This window comes from Nonomuraea sp. NPDC051941 (assembly GCF_044593615.1).
In genome coordinates, this window is record NZ_JBIUCF010000043.1 from 80,059 (window position 1) to 95,612 (window position 15,554).

At 70.5% G+C, this 15,554-nt stretch carries 18 protein-coding genes; 9 read left to right on the forward strand and 9 right to left on the reverse strand.

Translation table 11 applies throughout. The features are described 5' to 3' along the window. Nucleotides 1–33: 33 nt before the first annotated feature. From ACIHFD_RS49495 to ACIHFD_RS49510, 4 genes are read right to left on the reverse strand one after another with little or no spacing between them, the layout of a single operon-like run. Nucleotides 34–375: a hypothetical protein gene (locus tag ACIHFD_RS49495; protein ID WP_397372816.1), complete on the reverse strand. Its 342-nt coding sequence runs from the start codon at nt 373–375 to the stop codon at nt 34–36. A gap of 11 nt (nt 376–386) precedes the next feature. Further along, nucleotides 387–869 carry a hypothetical protein gene (locus ACIHFD_RS49500; RefSeq protein WP_397372817.1) on the reverse strand — a complete coding sequence of 161 codons (483 nt, stop codon included), beginning with the start codon at nt 867–869 and terminating at the stop codon, nt 387–389. Next, nucleotides 866–1,165: a hypothetical protein gene (locus tag ACIHFD_RS49505; RefSeq protein WP_397372818.1), complete on the reverse strand. Its 300-nt coding sequence runs from the start codon at nt 1,163–1,165 to the stop codon at nt 866–868. Before ACIHFD_RS49505 ends, ACIHFD_RS49500 begins: the two co-directional genes overlap by 4 nt. After that, nucleotides 1,162–1,557: a hypothetical protein gene (locus ACIHFD_RS49510; RefSeq protein WP_397372819.1), complete on the reverse strand. Its 396-nt coding sequence runs from the start codon at nt 1,555–1,557 to the stop codon at nt 1,162–1,164. The genes ACIHFD_RS49505 and ACIHFD_RS49510 overlap by 4 nt, the downstream gene beginning before the upstream one ends. A gap of 279 nt (nt 1,558–1,836) precedes the next feature. Here ACIHFD_RS49510 and ACIHFD_RS49515 point away from each other — a divergent pair, with 279 nt between their 5' ends. Further along, complete coding sequence (locus ACIHFD_RS49515; protein ID WP_397372820.1) at nt 1,837–2,154, forward strand: hypothetical protein; 318 nt, start codon at nt 1,837–1,839, stop codon at nt 2,152–2,154. 22 nt (nt 2,155–2,176) lie between these two features. On the opposite strand, the gene ACIHFD_RS49520 is transcribed toward ACIHFD_RS49515, so the two are convergent. The 3 genes from ACIHFD_RS49520 to ACIHFD_RS49530 all read right to left on the reverse strand — a co-directional run bounded on the left by ACIHFD_RS49520 (nt 2,177) and on the right by ACIHFD_RS49530 (nt 5,444). Next, entirely contained in the window at nt 2,177–2,926 is a 750-nt protein-coding gene (locus ACIHFD_RS49520; RefSeq protein ID WP_397372821.1) for a hypothetical protein, read from the reverse strand. A gap of 30 nt (nt 2,927–2,956) precedes the next feature. Further along, nucleotides 2,957–4,903 carry a hypothetical protein gene (locus ACIHFD_RS49525; RefSeq protein ID WP_397372822.1) on the reverse strand — a complete coding sequence of 649 codons (1,947 nt, stop codon included), beginning with the start codon at nt 4,901–4,903 and terminating at the stop codon, nt 2,957–2,959. Nucleotides 4,904–5,216: 313 nt separating this feature from the next. Next, complete coding sequence (locus tag ACIHFD_RS49530; RefSeq protein ID WP_397372823.1) at nt 5,217–5,444, reverse strand: hypothetical protein; 228 nt, start codon at nt 5,442–5,444, stop codon at nt 5,217–5,219. A gap of 263 nt (nt 5,445–5,707) precedes the next feature. Between ACIHFD_RS49530 and ACIHFD_RS49535 the strand changes: the two genes are divergently transcribed. Beyond that, nucleotides 5,708–6,283: a hypothetical protein gene (locus tag ACIHFD_RS49535; RefSeq protein ID WP_397372824.1), complete on the forward strand. Its 576-nt coding sequence runs from the start codon at nt 5,708–5,710 to the stop codon at nt 6,281–6,283. Here the strand turns inward: ACIHFD_RS49535 and ACIHFD_RS49540 are convergent, their stop codons facing one another. Further along, a complete protein-coding gene (locus ACIHFD_RS49540; protein WP_397372825.1) occupies nt 6,284–6,709 on the reverse strand; it encodes a GntR family transcriptional regulator in 426 nt (141 codons plus the stop codon). It lies immediately after the preceding gene. A 324-nt stretch (nt 6,710–7,033) separates the two neighbouring features. On the opposite strand from ACIHFD_RS49540, the gene ACIHFD_RS49545 reads away from it, so the two are divergent. The 4 genes from ACIHFD_RS49545 (at nt 7,034) to ACIHFD_RS49560 (ending at nt 9,722) form a co-directional block, all read left to right on the forward strand. Next, nucleotides 7,034–8,287: a helix-turn-helix domain-containing protein gene (locus ACIHFD_RS49545; RefSeq protein ID WP_397372826.1), complete on the forward strand. Its 1,254-nt coding sequence runs from the start codon at nt 7,034–7,036 to the stop codon at nt 8,285–8,287. Between the two features lie 171 nt (nt 8,288–8,458). Further along, nucleotides 8,459–8,587, forward strand: coding sequence for a hypothetical protein (locus ACIHFD_RS49550; RefSeq protein WP_397372827.1), 129 nt, complete (start codon nt 8,459–8,461; stop codon nt 8,585–8,587). A gap of 113 nt (nt 8,588–8,700) precedes the next feature. Further along, nucleotides 8,701–9,003, forward strand: coding sequence for a hypothetical protein (locus tag ACIHFD_RS49555; RefSeq protein WP_397372828.1), 303 nt, complete (start codon nt 8,701–8,703; stop codon nt 9,001–9,003). 440 nt (nt 9,004–9,443) lie between these two features. Next, the gene (locus ACIHFD_RS49560; protein ID WP_397372829.1) at nt 9,444–9,722 is read left to right on the forward strand and encodes a hypothetical protein; all 279 of its coding nucleotides are present in this window, start codon (nt 9,444–9,446) and stop codon (nt 9,720–9,722) included. Between the two features lie 150 nt (nt 9,723–9,872). Here the strand turns inward: ACIHFD_RS49560 and ACIHFD_RS49565 are convergent, their stop codons facing one another. Continuing rightward, entirely contained in the window at nt 9,873–10,637 is a 765-nt protein-coding gene (locus tag ACIHFD_RS49565; protein ID WP_397372830.1) for a GntR family transcriptional regulator, read from the reverse strand. Nucleotides 10,638–10,924: 287 nt separating this feature from the next. Between ACIHFD_RS49565 and fxlA the strand changes: the two genes are divergently transcribed. From fxlA to ACIHFD_RS49580, 3 genes are all read left to right on the forward strand, one after another. Beyond that, nucleotides 10,925–11,077, forward strand: a complete 153-nt coding sequence (fxlA, locus tag ACIHFD_RS49570) for an FxLD family lanthipeptide (RefSeq protein WP_397372831.1) — start codon at nt 10,925–10,927, stop codon at nt 11,075–11,077. Between the two features lie 153 nt (nt 11,078–11,230). Further along, nucleotides 11,231–14,275: a lantibiotic dehydratase gene (locus ACIHFD_RS49575; RefSeq protein ID WP_397372832.1), complete on the forward strand. Its 3,045-nt coding sequence runs from the start codon at nt 11,231–11,233 to the stop codon at nt 14,273–14,275. Continuing rightward, entirely contained in the window at nt 14,272–15,546 is a 1,275-nt protein-coding gene (locus ACIHFD_RS49580; protein WP_397372833.1) for a lanthionine synthetase C family protein, read from the forward strand. The genes ACIHFD_RS49575 and ACIHFD_RS49580 overlap by 4 nt, the downstream gene beginning before the upstream one ends. Nucleotides 15,547–15,554: the final 8 nt, after the last annotated feature.

Here is a 15,554-nt window from a genome sequence, read left to right on the forward strand (position 1 = left end):
GCGAGCCCGGGGGGCGTTCGTGATGCGCGGCGGTCAGTCGCCGTCCAGCAGGTCGTCGAGGTCGTCGATGTCGCCGCAAGGGCCATCGAGGTCCACGTCCACGTCCCATCCGCCGTGGTGACCGCTGCGGAACTTGGTCTTGGTCGGCTTCGACGTCGGCCGCCGGGGTGCGGAGGTGGGGCGCTTCGGCGTGCTCGTCTTCTGCGACGTGCGCGGCCGCCCCGTGGCCGCCGCGGCGGAGTCGTGCCGGGCCGAGGCGCACGCCGGCTGCGGCGTGGTGGCGGCTGCGCACGCCACGACGGCCGCGGCGACGAGTACCAGCACGGCGGCGGCGATGGTCGCGGCGACGGCGGGCTTGCGGGTGTAGGTGGCCACCGTGGGGCTCCTCACGATCCGGCCGGGGAGAGCGCGGCCACCACGTGGGCGGCCGCCTTGGTGATGGCCTGGTCGACCTGGTCGATGTAGGCACGGCCGGCGATCAGCGTCGGGTCGTCCTGGTGGCCGTCGGGGTACGGCACGGAGATCGCGGCACCGGGGATGCGCGGCGCGACGAACAGGTGGTTGGCGGGGCCGCCGAGCGGGATGACCGTGATCCCGTACTGGGAGGGGTGGAGCTGGATCGTGTACGCCTGCCCGTGCCGGGGGTAGTGGAGGGCCCAAGCCCAGTTGGTGCCCACGGTGCGCCCCTCTGCGCCGACCACCTCGATCGGGTGGACATCACGCAGGTCGGCCGCGTGGCGGGCGACGGACTGGCCGAGGTAGCGCCAGAAGCGGGGGCCCGGGTCGTCGCTGTCGTGGAACAGCGCCGAGTCTCGGGGCTGCAGGTCGTAGTCGGCGATCGCGGCGAAGTCGGAAGCGGGGGTGGTCACAGGGTCTCCCTGGCGGTGTCGTCCTGGGTGGCGGGCAGTCCGGCCGCGTGGCGGACGAGGTCACGGACCTCGCGCAGGACGGCGTACCGGGTGTCGGGGTCGTCGGGCATGGAGTGGGCGGCCAGCAGCGTGTCGAGCCGGCGGGCGAGGTGGTGTTCGCCGTGGGCCAGACCGAGCCGGTAGGCGCAACCGCTGTGGGTGCGCTCGCAGCCGTGCCAGTGCGGGCCGCCGCGCTCGAGGGCGGGGTCGTCCGGGGGTGTGAAGTCGAGGCGGGGGTCGGCCGCAGTGGTCTTCATGCGGCCCGCCCGGTCATCTGCTGGAGGGCGAGGTTTCGGGTCTTGCGGTAGCGGCGGGCCGCCGTCGCGCAGGCCGGGTCGATCTCCTCGCCGTTGCGCTGGTGCCGCTGCCATGCCGCGTAGGAGCCGCAGTTCGGCACGCGGGGCGGCCGGCGCATCTCGGCGTTGAGGGTGGCCAGGTTGCGGGCCGCCTGCTCGGGGGTGATCGGGGGGAGAGGCTCCAGCGGGGTCGGGCGGACCGGCACGAGCTCGCGCAGCAGCGTTGCCTCGAGGAGGCGTCGTTCCTCCGCAATCAGGCATTCGGAACAGGGGTGCTCATCGGCGGCCTGGTGGAGCTTGAGGCCGAGGAACGTGCCGCAGCCGTTCCTGTAGGTCGTCGGTACGGCAGGCATGAAGATCCCTTTCTCCTGGAATCAGCTATCAGACAGGGCCGCATCTCTGTCTGATAGCCAGATATTACAGGATATTTATTTACCGATCTATGCCGGGGGTGGACTTGCGCCGCGGACGGTCCGACGCCGGCAGCGCGAGAGGTAAGCACATTGCGGCGCTTACGTCTCGGCGGCCGTCAGGGGCCTTCTGCGATCCCGTTGACGCCACCATTGAGAGAGGCCGACAATCGAACTCATAGCCGTATACGACGGGGCATTTAGGCAGGAGGTGGTGAGATCGTGCGTAGATGCGTACGCGCGGTCGAGTGGCAGGAGGACGGTCGCTACGAGTGCCGCAACTGCGGCCGCCGGCTTGCAACCAACGACGCCGGCGCGCTCGAGCAGCCGGTGCGCCACGCTGGCGAACCGCGCCGGTCCCTCACGCCCGCGGCCGCCGACGCCGCGGCATTCGCCCGCGCGATCGACCTCGGCGAGCACGCCGCCGCCCAGCTCCCCGACATCTCCTCCCGCGACGAGATCGTCCGCGCCGTCGTCGAGGACCTGTACCGGGCGGGCATGCTTCGCCGAACCCCGGCCCGCTCGACCACCGCGGCGTAACCCGCGTACGCGGCCGCCGAGCTTACGGCGCCTCCGCTATGAGCGCCTCCATCCGCTCGAGCGCGGCCGCCGCGGCGTCGGGCAACACGCACCGCCGCAGCAGCGGCTCGTCGGCGGTCTCCCGCTCAACCTCCCGGATCGCGGCCACCACCCGGCGAGCGCCAGCGAGCACGTCGGCGTCACCCCACAGGTAATGCACGGTGCCGAAGTCGGCCAGCGCCACGGTGACGCGCATATCCCAGGTAGCCGACAGGATGTCCCGCCGGTGGCAGAGCAGGATCTCGGCCAGGCCGCGCAGGTGGTTGGCGTGTTCGTCCAGCCAGGCGCGCTGCGTCGGCCGCGGCCGCGCCTGCTCGGGCCGGCACGCCTCCAACCTGGCCACGTCCCGCTGCCGGCGCTCCCACCGCTGCTGCACGGCCTGCTTGGACGTGCCGCCCGCCGCCCGGCCGAGCGTCTCCCACGAGATCGGCCGCGCCCGGTTCCGGGCCAGCGACAGGGCGAGCGACTCGTACCAGTCCCACACCTGGCGGCCGCGCGGCACGAGCGCCACGGACGCGATGATCACCTCGTCCGGCGGCGCCGGGTCGGCCAGCACCGCGAGCACCGCCTGCTCAGGCGGCAGCGTGACGCCCTCGCGCTCCCACAGCTCCCGGTCGACTCCGGTCGCGTACCGGGCCGTGATCAGCCGGGCCGCCACGTCCGGGTCGGCCGGGTCGTCCACCTCGAACAGCCCGCGCTGCTGGTTGGCTCGCTCGGTCGCCTCTGACGACATGCCGCCACGGTACGACGGCCCACCGACAGATCAGAAAAGCCGCGCCAGCTCTGGCGGGCCGTGCGGTTCGGATTCCATCCAGGGCGGCGGCCCGAGCGCCGCCAGCTCGTCGCCCGGGATCGACCAGTCCTCCGTGTCGAACTCAGGTGCGAAGTTCGCCTCGATGATCCCCAGGAACGTCCGCCATATGGCCCGCTCGTCCCGGTAGTGGGCGACGAGCTGGGCGATCCGCTCGTACACGCCGAGCCGGTCGGCCACGTCGTACGGGTCGGCCGGCCCGCGCACCCACCCGCCCGGGATGCGCTCGGCCAGGCCCTCCTCAGCCAGCCGGTGCAGCGCGGTCTTGGCGGCCGTCGAGGACACCCCGACCAGGCCGGGCACGTCGGTCGTCCGTACGGGGCTGTCGGTGAGCTGCTCGTAGATCAGCGCGGCCGGGCCGCCCAGCTCGCGGAAACAGGGGTGGATGCCGCCGAGCCGGCCGGGCTGCCAGCGCCGCCACGCGGCCGCCTCGGCGTACGCGAGCGGGATCACCAACTGGTAGATGTCAGGCCAGTCGCCGTGGTGGGCCTCCACAAGGTCGATGAACGCGCCGGGCTCGTCTCTCAGCTCCTTCAGGGCCTTGGCGACGGTCGAGTGGTCGAGGCAGGCGAGCAGGCCGAGCTCCCTCGTCCCGAACGCGATCACCATGCTGCCCTTGAGTTGGGCGGCCTTCAGCATCGCGCGGAGCACCCGGCGTTTGGTGATCCCGGCCGGTCCGGGCCACCTGTAGCGTTCGGCTGCGCGGAAAGCGGAGTTCCAGCGGCGGGTTTGCCGGAGCGCCTCTTCTCGATTACTGGAAGAGTGGGGAGAGGTCGGAGCTTTGACCGCGACCGGCACCCCCTCTACAGACACCTGCCACCCCCGCCCGTGAGTTCTCTCCCTTGTGTGGATCTCACGGCCGGACTCGCGTTCGAGAACCCAGAGCGCCGCTTTCTCCCAGTCCGCCTGTATTGCCTGGGTGTGTTGGAGATCATCGACATACCGGGCGTAGAAGCCGGCTAGGCCGGGCCAGTAGCCGCTTCGGAGGCGTTCGGCCACGTCCTTGAGGCGCCACCCGCAGGAGAACGCGCCGGCGATGACCGCCTGCCGGGCCTCGCTGTCGGACCGGTAAAGGCCGGGCCCGACGCCGGTCGGGTAGATGCCGGTGCGGGCGATCGCCTCGAGGCGTGGGGAGAGTGCGGGGAGCACGCCGCCCGGGCGCCGCCACACGCGGGCGCCGTCCTCGTCCACGAGGGCGGCGGCCCACTCCGCGGCCGCCGTGGGGCTACTTTGCGGCTGGTCGCACAGACCGGAGCCGGATGCCGGGGGAGAGGCGGCCGCGTGCTCGAGCTCCTCCAGTTCCGGGGCGAGCGCGTCCGTCAGCCGGTCCCACACCTCCGCGCTGAGCGGGTTGGACAGCACCCAGTCCACGTACGCCGGGTCGTCAGCGAGCCGGCGAAAGCCGCCGCCTCCAACCCATGCGCCCGGCGGGACGATCAGCCCGTCGGTGATGCCGAGCATCGGCCCGGGGTCGTACGTCACGTACCGGCGGGCGAGCGCTTGGGCGATGCGCGCCATGTCGCCGAAGTACATGCGGGCTGCGAACAGCATGTACAGGTGGCGGCCGCCAGTCGCCGGCGACACGTCCGTGAAGCATTCGCCCCCGATGGCCGCGACCAGCGCGGCGAGGTCGGCCGTCTCCCGCTCGGCCAGCGCCACCGGGTCGGCGGCGCCGGCGGCCGCGGCCCGCTTGGGGTCCATGTCGCCCACGAGCAGGTGGGTCATGCCCTCGCCGTACACGTACAGCGCGGCCTGGTACGGCGGCAACCGTACGTTCAGCGCGACCTCGTGGCGGCCAGCGAACCCGGCCCGAGCGTTCTTACCCGAGCGGGCGATGCGGACCTTGCCACGCGCGCCTAGCCGCGGGGCGCACAGAGCCCACGTGGCCGCCGCCGTCAATAGGCCGTGCCTGGATTCGGCCCCTCTTGGGCCGGGTATGAGGTTATGCAGTGCAGCTATGCCGGAATCACCCGAATAGGACACGCCGTTCTCGGGCATGAGTGGCAGAGCTGGGGGCCCGTTGATACTCTGGCTCCTAGCTACTGGTCCGGCTCCTGTGGGCATGCGAACGCCCCGGCAGGGCCGGCGGTTTTTTCGAGGGTCTTCGCGCGGTGTACTTGGCGGTAGAACGCGCGGAGGCCCTCGTGGCTTTTTCCTGGCACCGTTCCCCGGTGCCTACGTCTCCCCTTCCGAGGCGTACCCGTCTACACGGCTACGCGGCGGCAGTATCGGCGAGTGGCAGCATCTCCCGGCCGCGGAGGTACGGCGGCGGGACCATCGCCCCCTGCATCAAGGCGATCAGATAGGCAGTGGCTTCGTCCGCGTCCTTGAACCCGAACTCCTTCCACTTGCCGTGCACGAGGCTGACCGTGAAGTCCACGTAGGCGCCGAAGTCCTCGAAACCGAGCACCTGCCATGCCTTGCTCGCCTTGTCGTACACGTCTGCGTTCCGGAAGCGGATGCTATGACGCTTGCCACCCTTGGGAGCTGGTCCCGATTTCAAACGTCCACTCATGGGCGCAGACACTACCCTGAATCAGAATCAGAGTTATTGAAGTGGCCGGGCGTGTCGCCGATCGTTGCCAACCGTTGATCCAACATCCCAACTATGCCCAGTCGGTGCCGACGGCTATGGTTCCCGCCATGACTACCGCCAGACCTCCCAGGCCGAAGCCTGATTCGTTCAAGCGTCTTCTGGCGCACATGCTGCCTCCGCCGACGAGCCCGGCCGAGGAGCGAGTCCGCCAGACGTACCTGGACGACGTGGCCCGCATCATCCGCAACGAGATCGCGGACGGCGGCCACATGAACCGCGCCACCGCGCTGCGCATCGCCAGTGGCATCCTGGCTTCCCTCGCTGAGCACATAGGCGCGGTGCCGCCCGTCCTGCCGCTCTCGGCGCAGGGCAGCTTGACCTTGACCGGCTCTGCCTCCATCACCGTGGTGACGCCGCGCACCGTCGAGGCCACGGCCACGGTCTACACACCGACCGTCGCCATCCTCGACGAGAGCGGCCACGCGGAAGACACGCTCACGGTGGAGAAGCTCCCGGCCGAGGGGCTGAGCCACAAGCAGAAGCTCCTGCTGATCCGGATCCAGATCTTCGTGGTCGTGTTCGTGGCGTTGTCGGGCATCGTCTCCGCCAACGAGGACCTCGCCGACAAGCTCGGCCCGTACCTGGGCGGATCCGCCCTGGGCATTGCGTTGCTGTGCTCCCGTCAGGTTGGCCGCGCGTACGACAAGAAGTACGGCCCCGGCGACGACAACGCCGACGCCTGATCAGCCCTCGGCCGGCTCGCCCCACACGAGCTGGAAGCGGTCGCCGCGCACCAGCCGCCGGTGCCGGCCCTTCCCCGGCGGGGTGACCTCCGCAATCGGGACCCCCTCGGGCATGTCGTCCAGCTTGCGCCGCTCCTCCGGGGACGGCATGCGCAACACCACGACCGAGCCCGGCTCCACCTCGTACGACTCGCGCGGCCCGCCGGCCACGATGCTGCCCTTGCCCTTCACGGTCACGATGAGGCCCTCATTGCGCAGCACCCGGATGGCCTGCCGGACGGCCATCTGTCCGATGCCGTGGATCTGCACCAGCCGTGCCTCGCTCGGCAGTTTGTCGCCGGGCTTGATCCGTTTCGCCTGGATATCGGCGCGCACGAGGTCGGCCAGTTGCTTGTGCACTGGTCGGTCGGCGCCGAAATCGATCACGCCGCCTATGCTCCTGGGACCCCCGTATCCCCTGCACTTGTGACCCTAGGCTCCTAGGCAATACGCTGGGCGAACGTTTACCGCCGCGCGTATTCACGACCAGGCTCACACTCTGGTGCCTCGGCGGGCCGACGAAGGGCGGCCGGGAGAACTGCACGGTGGGGTGCAACCTCCCGGCCCCCCGTGATGGCACACAGACGCTCCCGTCAGTCCATGTGAAGCCCGCCGTGGCGGCTGCCCGGGGCCGTGATTCTTTTGTCTCAAGGCCCTGACTGGTAACGGATACGCGCCTAGCCTGATAACAGAGACCAGGAGGTGGAGTGCATGGCCAGCACCGTCAGTACCTCGGGGGCAAGCGAGGCAGGGATTGGCGAGCAAGTTCGCCAGCTACGTGTGCTGAGTGGCATGACTCAGGAGGAGCTCGCGGAGCAAAGCGGTGTCAGCGTCTCCGTGGTCCGCAAGGTGGAGCAGGGCGGAACAGCGCGCATGGAGACCTACCACGCGCTGGCTCGCGTCCTGAACGTGGTGACCATGACGTTCGTCCGATCCGGAGCGCCTGAGCCGGAGCTCGACAGCACCAGCGAACTGGTCCTCGCCCCCATGCGCGAGGCCATCGCGCCGGCGATCGACCTGTCAGGGACCCGTTTGTTCGGGAGTGCAGACTCCGAGCATCTCTCTCTGCCCCGCTTGGAGAGCGCGATCGGGAACCTCGGCGTCCATTACCACAGCAACCACTATGACGAGGTTGCCACCCTTCTCCCGCCTCTGATTCTCTCCGCGCGCTATCACGCCGACAACGTGCCGGACACGGAGAAGGAGAAAGCCATCCGGCTGAGGTCAGATGCGCTGAACCTGGCAGCGCGCTACCTCATCCAAGTACGCGCGCATGACCTGGCGCTGACTGCCGTCCAAGAGGCCCAACGCGACGCACTCGCGATCGGCGACATGGCCCTCGCCGCCGCGGCGGTCACCGTACAAGCCTGGGCGATGATGCGGCAGGGACGTCTCTCCGAGGTGACACGGCTCTGCGCCGCGGCGGCCGACGCCGTCGAGCCACGCATGTCCACCGCCACCATCGCTGAGCTCGACGCCTGGGGCTGGCTGCTGGCACGCGCGTCGGCAGCTTCGGCACGAGACAACCAACCGGACCGCGCGGACGAGTTCGCCAACCTCGCGATCCTGGCGGGCACCCGGATGGGGCACGAGCACAGCCGTCCATCAGGAGGGTCCTCATTCGGTCCGTTGACCGCGGCGCTGATGCGGCCGGAGAACGCGATGATCGCCGGCAACCCTGGGAGAGCCGTCGAGCTCTACCGGCAGCTTCCGCGCGATGTGGGGCGGACTGACTCCAGCACCTGGAACAGGGCCCTGCTGGACTGTGCACGCGCGCATCTACACGTCGGCGAAGCCGATCAGGCGACCCAGATCATGACGCGGCTGCGTCTGAGCGCACCGGCGTGGCTGCGTTACCAGCAACTCGGCAAGGACACCGCGAGGGAACTCGTCACCGGCACCACCAAGCGGAAACTGACTCCTGACCAGCGGGCACTCGTCGAGTTCTTCGACCTCGCCGACTGACTACCACGGAACGTGGTAGTTCCTCAGCTCGCGATCATAAACCGCTGCGTTACGTCGCTGGTACGCAATGTTGCCTGCTCATAGCGTCTAGGCGTGGACGAACACCTACCCCCCATAGGTTGCGCTCCATCCGCGGCCGAAGTCTTGCAGGGCGATTTCCCTAACTGGGACTTGTGGCGCGACAGGCTGTCCGGCGGGCGCCACGGTGACTGGTGTGCTCGCCGCGTCGGCGACCAGGAGAGCGACCCGCTGCGCCACGAAACCGTGGAAGGGTTGCGCGACCTGCTGGAGGCTCAGTGACCAGCCTCCCGGCGCTGGTGACGCCTCGGCACGCCCAACGGATCTGCGCGGGCATCGACAGCCGGACTGCGCCGTGGCCCTGCCCTCAATGCTCTGTCTTGCACGGAGGAACCATGCTCATCAACAGCGCCGACGCCGCCACCGACGCTGCGGGAATAGATTTCGTCGAACGTTACCAGCCGCGCGTGCCCCACTGGTGGCTGATGTACTCCCGCCACAAGCGCAGTCTCGTCGCGTTCTACCAGGGGTATTACCCCCCGCCCGGCCTCGTTGTCGAGGCCAAGTACCCCGACGAGCTGCTCCAGCGCATGAGCCTCGAAGGACGCGCGCTCTGGCGGTCGCCGACCAGCCAGGCAGCCCGGTCGTCCACCCTCGTTGAGAATCCTCCCGGGCCTGGCAGGGGCACCGGGCGATGAAGCGAGACGTGGCCAGGCAGGCGGCCGCCCCGCTGGGGTGGACAGCAAGGCCACGTCCCGGCGCGCCGGCGGGCAGACCTCTTGCCCACCGTGCCGCGCGCTGCGGCGCAGGCAGACCGATCAATGATCACACTCAGGATGCCTGCGCCGCTCAGACCCGCAGCCCGCGGCAGAGATGTGCGCTGTCGGGGCTGCGGTTCCAACCTCCCGGCCGCTGCCTTCCCCAGGGCGGCGTCAGGGAGATCGTGGGGGAAGACGGAGGAGCACAGCCGCGCCGTTTTCCCTCGCTGTGGGCTACGACCCCTGCTGCCCCTGGCCCGCAGCACGCCCGCCCCGGAGCCCCCGCCCGGGGCGTCGAGGGCCGTGGGGTGGCGTTGTCTCTACGCGCCACCCCACGGCCCGTCCCGCCGGCAACCACCCACAAGCAACACGGTGATCCCATGAACCCCACCGCAGTCGCCCACCGGCGACTTTCAGCTCTCCGCCAGTCCAATCCGGCCTATGAGTTCGTCCGCGGAAGAGACGAGGCCGGCCAGGAGTGCTGGCAGGCGAGCTTGCGCGTGGAGATCACCCCGTCCATGAGGGAGGCCGGGCTCAAGGAGGTGGTGCAGCGGGCGGACTACGTCTCATTCCTCGACGCGTTCGGCCGTCAAACAGCGATCTTGTACCGCTTCCGCGGCAGCTATCTGGCTCCCCGCCGCCGCGCCCGCGCGATCTGAGCGAGAGGATCCCGGATGGATCTCGTCATCCTCGTCCATGGCAACCCGTGGAGTCCTGACCTGCCCGGCGACGCGGCTCTCCGCCCAGGACTCGTCCGAGCGTTCGCCCTTGTGCGCCGAGCCGCGCAACGGGTGATCCGGGCCAGCAGATCAGACCGGGTCGGTTGGATACCAGTAGCTCAGCTTCCACTGGTAGGTCGGCAAGACGTAGAGATTGACCTTCACCGGCTGGCCGTCACGGGTCAGTCCCATGTGGAAGATCTCGTAGACCCGCTGGTCGGGCGTCATGCGCAGGAAGTGTGCTTCTTCGTCCGTGGGCGGCCGGACCTCAATGTCTTCTCGGATGCTGGCCTGGGCATAGCCGAGTTCGGCCAGGCGGCTGCTGATCCCGCCCACACCCGAGTCGCGTTCTGCCATCGGAGTGCCCTCCGCGATCGAGCGGGGGAGGTAGGTAGTGACGATCTGGATGGGCACCTCCTCGGCGTACATGCGCCGGGCGCGGATGATGACGCTGTCGCTGTCGGGGTCAACGCCCAGAACCTCGGCGACTTCGGTGGGCGGCCGACCGGGGCCGATGGTGGTCTGGTTGTCCAGGGTGTAGCCGAGTTGTTCAAGTTCCGCGGCCAACGAGCCGCGGGCGCCGCCGCGTTCTCGGTGGGCGCGGCTGTGCCGGACGGCTGCATTGCGCAAGATGGGCGGCAGCTTGTGGACGTAGGTGCCGACGCCCATATGCACGTAGACGAGCCCTTCGCTTTTCAAGATCTTCAGGGCCTTGTTGACCGTGGCCCGGTGGACGCCGAGCTCGTCAGCGAGGGCGTCTTCGTTGGGCAGCAGCGAGCCGCGCGGATAGGTGCCGTCGTGGATGGATTGGCGGATGGTGTCGGCCACCTGGCGGTAGCTTGCCGTGCTCGTCACGGTCTCACCCTACCGATAGTACGTACTACTTACTCGTTGCCCTCTCAGGCTAGAAGAACTATGAAGTATGTAGTACATGCTTTACAGCGACTCATGACGAGATGCCGAGCGTGGATGCCTTTCAAACGCGCCAGCGCCCCCAGCACATGCCAGGCCGCCGGCCATCCCGCAGATACCGAAGCTCCGCCCCTGGTGGCGGGACAAGGCGGCTCCGCAGTACGTGCGGGCCGCCGCTAGCAAGACCCTGGGCCGGAGTGGTCTGGGGAGGTCCAACGGTGGAGGACGTCATGTCATCCAGCACCAGCACGCGAACGCGCGCACACGAGTTCGACCTGGACGCCCGCACAGTGGAGGTGGCCGACCCCGGCGGGCTGATCAACGTCACCGACGACGGCTGCACCAGCACCTGCGGAGCCTGCGTCACGGACGGCGGCTCCTGATCTAAGACCAGCACCCTCATGCACCACGGTGCCGCCGGCCACGAACGTTTCGCGGCCAGCGGCACCGCCCGCCCACTACTTCGCGGAGATACCGTGCGTTCCCAGGCTCACCCCCCAGGGTTCCGGTTCACCGGAGCGGCGCTCATCCGCGCGGTGGCCCACGTCGAGGTCGACCTGCCGCCGTGGCCGGACCTGACCGATTCCTCGCCCGAATCGGCCGTGGGCTGGCTGTCCTGGCTGCGTGAAGTCTGGAAGGTGGTCGACGTCGTCGAAGCGGTACAGCATGCCTCCCCGGTGCTGGCCCGTCAGGTGCAGGAGGTGTGCGGCGGGCGCGACGCCGACATACGGGAGATGCGGCGCGCGGTGTTGGCCGTGGCCCGCTATCTGCTGCGCATGACCGGCCGAGCGATGCCCTTCGGTCTTCTCGCCGGAGTGGCTCCGGCCAGCTTCGCCGCACAGCCAGCATCGCGCTGGGAGAGCACGCATCAGGTCGTCGCGGCTGCGGAGGCGGGCTGGCTGGCCGAGGTCATCACCCTGTTGGAGAACAGCCGTGCCCTGCTGGCCCGGCTGCCCGTGGTCGCCAACAACACCGCGGCGGCGCGGGGAGACCGGCTGATCGTGCCCTACCAGCCGCAGGCACGCGAGAAGGGAACAGCGGCAGTGGAGGTGTCGCTGCGCTACACCACGGCGGTGCGCACCGTCATACAGGCAGCCCGTACGCCGATCCTCTTGGGTGAGCTGGCCACCAAGCTACGGGCGGAGTTCCCCGACACGCCCCCGAGCGTGATCACGGGGATGCTCGAGGGGCTGGTTGCTCGCCGCGCGCTGATCACCAGCTTGCACGCGCCCGCCACCGAGCCGGACGCGCTCGGCCACCTGGTGCGCGAGCTGGAGACCGCCAGCGCCCTGTCGGTGGCCTCGATCGCCGCCACGGCCGGCGCGCTGCAGGAGATCCACGCCCGGATCGAGCAGCACAACCGCACGCCAGCCCTGCAGGGCCGCACGCTGCGCGCCGAGCTGGCCGAGCAGATGCGGGGACTGGCACCGGCCAAGCGACACCCGCTGGCGCTTGATCTACGGCTGGACGGCGACGCGGTCCTGCCGGAACAAGTCGCCCAGGAGGTTGAGCGGGCCGCGCTGTTGCTGACCCGGTTGAGCGCCTACCCCGTGGGCACGCCCGCCTGGCGGGCCTACCATCAACGCTTCTACGAGCGGTACGGCATCGGGTCGCTGGTGCCGGTGCTGGACGTCGTCGCCGACAGCGGCATCGGCTGGCCGGACGGATACCCCGGCACGGTGACGCCCGAGCGGCGCTCGCCGCTGTCGCGCCGCGACGAACGTCTGCTCGAGCTCGCCCAGGCCGCGGCCTTGGACGACTGTGACGAGATCGTCGTGGACGAGGCGCTCATCGCGGATTTGACGCTGGGCTCCGAACGGCTACGCCCGCCGTCCCACCTGGAGGTGGGGGCGCGCGTGCACGCCGCCCACGAGGAGGCGCTCGACCGCGGAGACTTCACGGTGCACGTGGTGACCGTCGCCCGGGCCGCTGGCGTCCTAACTGGCCGATTCCTGCACGCACTGCAGCCAGCCGATCGTGCCCGCCTGGCGGCCGCGCTGACGGACCTGCCGGGCGCCGACGAGCACACGGTGCCGGCGCAGTTGTCCTTCCCACCGCTGGACCCGGCCACCACGCACGTGACCCGCGCCCCACATACCTGGCCCATCCTGATCAGCCTCGGCGAGCACCGCGACCCGGACGGCTGGGAGGTGCTCGGTGTGGAGGACCTGTTCGTCGGCTGCGACGGCCGCCGCCTGTACCTGGCCGCACCCCGCCTGGGCAAACGGCTGGAGGCCGCCGCGCTCAACGCGCTGAACCTACGCGCCCACACGCCGCCGCTGGCCCGGTTCCTGACCGAACTGAGCCGCGCCCACACCGCTCAAGTCGGCATGTTCTCCTGGGGAGCCGCCGAGCACCTGCCGTACCTGCCCCGAGTCCGTTACGGCCGCACCGTCTTGGCCCCGGCCCGGTGGCGGCTCCACACCACCGAACTGCCCGGCCGTACAGAGCCGTGGGCGGTGTGGGACGACGCGTTGACCGGCTGGCGGTCCTGCCGCCGCCTGCCCCGCCGGGTACACCTGATCCAGGGCGATCGCCTGCTGCCGCTCGACCTCGACCACACCGGGCACCGGGTGCTGCTGCGCACCCATCTGGACCACGAGAGCCACGCCGTGCTCGCCGAAGCGCCGACGCCGCAGGATCTCGGCTGGTGCGCCGGCCGACCCCACGAGCTCGTCGTGCCGGTAGCCGCCGCCGAACCGCCGCCGTGGCCGCCCGTCCCCGCGCCGACCCATGCTCGGATCGTCGGCCGCGACCGCGGCAACCCGCCGGCACGCTCGCCCGTGCTGCTCGCGCACCTGTACGGGAACCTGCATCGCCAGGACGTCGTGCTCGCCGGGTATCTGCCCGACTTGCTCGACCGGCTCGGCCACCCCCGCTGGTGGTTCATGCGCTACCGCGACCCCGACCACCACCTGCGCCTGCGCCTGGTACTTCCGGATCCGTCCGCGTTCGGCGAGACGGCCCTGACGGTGAGCACCTGGGCCGACGAACTGCGCCAGGCCGGCCTGCTGCGCGAGCTCGTGCTGCCCACCTCCTACCCGGAGACTGGCCGGTGGGGTGGCGGGCCCGCGATGGCCGCAGCCGAGGCGGTGTTCGCCGCCGACTCCACCGCGGTGCTCGACCAACTGCGGCTGGCGGACCGGCCCCACCGGCAGGCGCTCGTGGCCGTGAACACCGCGGCGGTCGCCACCGCGTTCACCGGCAGCACGTCGGCGGGCATGCGGTGGCTGATCGACCACATCCCCGCCGCAGCTCCGCACCCGATGCCTCGCGCGATCTTCACCGAGGCGGTCCGCATCGCCGACCCGCGCGACGATTGGGCCGCGCTGCGCGCCCGGGACGGCGGGGAGGCGATCGTCGCCTCCTGGCAGCCACGCGAGCAGGCCCTGGCCGACTACCGCGCCCACTTCCCCAGTCCCGCCACCGAGGGGATCGCCTTCGACGACGTGCTCGGCTCGCTGCTGCACGTTCACTTCGTCCGCGCCTGCGGCATCGACTTCGACGACGAGGCCATCGCGCTGTACCTGGCGCGCTGCGCCGCGCTGACATGGCGAGCCCGCATCGGAGCCCGGTCGTGACCGGCTCACATCCGGCCGCCGAGCTCGCGGTCGCGGTCGCCGACCGGCTGGCCACCCCGAGCGCCGCACCTGCCGCGCTGGCCTCCCAGCCGTGGTGGCGGCAGTCGCTGGCCCACGGCGCCCCCGGCATCGCCCTGCTGCACATCGAACTGGCCGCGGCCGGGCTGCGCGGATGGCAGCGCGTCCACGAGTGGCTGTCCTTCATCACCAGCGCGCCGCTCACCTCCGGCCCGGACAGCCACCTGTTCTACGGCGCGCCCGCCGGCGCCCACGCCATCGCCTGCGCCGCCGTCCAGGCGCCCGGCTCCTACCAGCAGGCGCTGGACAGCCTGGACGCGACGATCGCCGCCGACGTCCGCCGCCGCGTCGAGGACGCCCACGCCCGCATCGACGCCGGGCACCTACCCGCCGTGGCCGAGTACGACGTGATCCGCGGTCTTACCGGGCTCGGCGCCTACCTCCTGCGCCGCGACCCGGACGGCGAAGCCCTGCGTGCGGTGCTGGAGTACCTGGTGCGACTCACCGAACCGGTGAAGGATCACGGGGAGACGCTGCCCGGCTGGTGGAGCCCGTCCAGCCCGGACGGCCGCCCGCACCCGGACTTTCCCGGCGGGCACGCCAACTTCGGCCTCGCTCACGGCATCGCCGGACCGCTCGCCCTGCTGGGGCTCGCCGCCCGACGCGGCATCACCACACCCGGACAGCTCAAGGCGATGCTGCGCATCCTGGAGTGGCTCGACCAGTGGCGCAACGACACCGGCACCGGCCCCCGCTGGCCGTACTGGATCAACCGGAACCACCTGCGCGCCGGACACCGAGAACTGCACGGCCCACAGCGGCCAGGGTGGTGCTACGGCACCACCGGACTGGCCCGCGCCCAACAGCTCGCCGCACTGGCCATGGGCGACACCCCACGCCTGAACATGGCCGGGCACGCCGTCGCCCAAGCGCTGGCCGACCCCGCGCAACGCGCCGCGACCGCCGATGTGTCGCTGTGCCACGGCCATGCAGGGATGGCCCACCTGACCACCCGGGTGATCGCTAACGCCTACCCGGCCACTGCCACCCACCTGCGCACCCTCACGCCCGTCCTGCTGGAGGAGGTCCTGCCACCCCGAACGGAACCCCAGGACGTGGTGACTGCGCTGCTCGGCGGCACAGCCGGGCCCGCGCTGCTGGAAGGAGCCGCCGGAGTCGCCCTTGCCATACTCGCGCCTGCCGCCGGCACGCTGCCCCATTCCGGCTGGGACACCTGTCTTCTCATCACTTGACAAAGGAC

Coding starts and splice junctions, on each gene's coding strand:
- ACIHFD_RS49555 (WP_397372828.1), top strand. CDS start 8,701: ATGCTCATCAACAGCGCCGACGCCGCCACCGACGCTGCGGGAATAGAT.
- ACIHFD_RS49535 (WP_397372824.1), top strand. CDS start 5,708: ATGCTGCCTCCGCCGACGAGCCCGGCCGAGGAGCGAGTCCGCCAGACG.
- ACIHFD_RS49505 (WP_397372818.1), bottom strand. CDS start 1,165: ATGAAGACCACTGCGGCCGACCCCCGCCTCGACTTCACACCCCCGGAC.
- ACIHFD_RS49560 (WP_397372829.1), top strand. CDS start 9,444: ATGAACCCCACCGCAGTCGCCCACCGGCGACTTTCAGCTCTCCGCCAG.
- fxlA (WP_397372831.1), top strand. CDS start 10,925: ATGTCATCCAGCACCAGCACGCGAACGCGCGCACACGAGTTCGACCTG.
- ACIHFD_RS49545 (WP_397372826.1), top strand. CDS start 7,034: ATGGCCAGCACCGTCAGTACCTCGGGGGCAAGCGAGGCAGGGATTGGC.
- ACIHFD_RS49510 (WP_397372819.1), bottom strand. CDS start 1,557: ATGCCTGCCGTACCGACGACCTACAGGAACGGCTGCGGCACGTTCCTC.
- ACIHFD_RS49520 (WP_397372821.1), bottom strand. CDS start 2,926: ATGTCGTCAGAGGCGACCGAGCGAGCCAACCAGCAGCGCGGGCTGTTC.